Source organism: Streptomyces capoamus (assembly GCF_014654935.1).
In the GTDB taxonomy this organism is placed as follows: Bacteria; Actinomycetota; Actinomycetes; order Streptomycetales; family Streptomycetaceae; genus Streptomyces; species Streptomyces capoamus.
This window is the reverse complement of the sequence record NZ_BNBF01000048.1, coordinates 19396-19824: the sequence shown is the minus strand read 5'-3', so window position 1 is coordinate 19824 and position 429 is coordinate 19396. Positions and strand designations below refer to the sequence as shown.

Annotated in this window: 1 pseudogene; it reads left to right on the top strand. The window is 70.6% G+C overall.

Features of this window, described 5'->3' with window-relative positions:
- Positions 1–325: pseudogene (locus IE312_RS43545) on the top strand (hypothetical protein); the annotation flags it as partial.
- Positions 326–429: the final 104 nt, after the last annotated feature.

The window sequence follows — 429 nt, the reverse complement described above, 5'->3', positions numbered from 1 at the left end:
CTTTGCGGCGGACTGTGGGCGGCTGGGGCGGGCGCAGCCTGGCCGTCTCCGCTACGCGCAGCAGGTATCCGCAGTCAAAGACGTGCTGCGCAAGCAGCGGGGCCGCTCCAAGGGCACCATCAGCGCGCTGATGCCACGGGTCGCACAGGTCCTTCAGGACCGTCACGGCGGCAGCGTGCCGATGCCGGCCCAGGCGACCTTCTACCGGCTCGTCCGTCAGCTCGCCGGCCCCGCCGACCATCCCGCACGCTCTGTGCGCACCACGCCCATCACCGAGGACGGACGCGGCCACACTCCCACCGTCGCGCTGCGGCCCGGGGAGTAGGTGCAGATCGACACCACACGCTTGGACGTCCTCGCCCTATTCGACGACGGGATGCTCGGCCGACCCGAGATGACCATCGCGGTAGATGTCGCCACGCGCGCGAT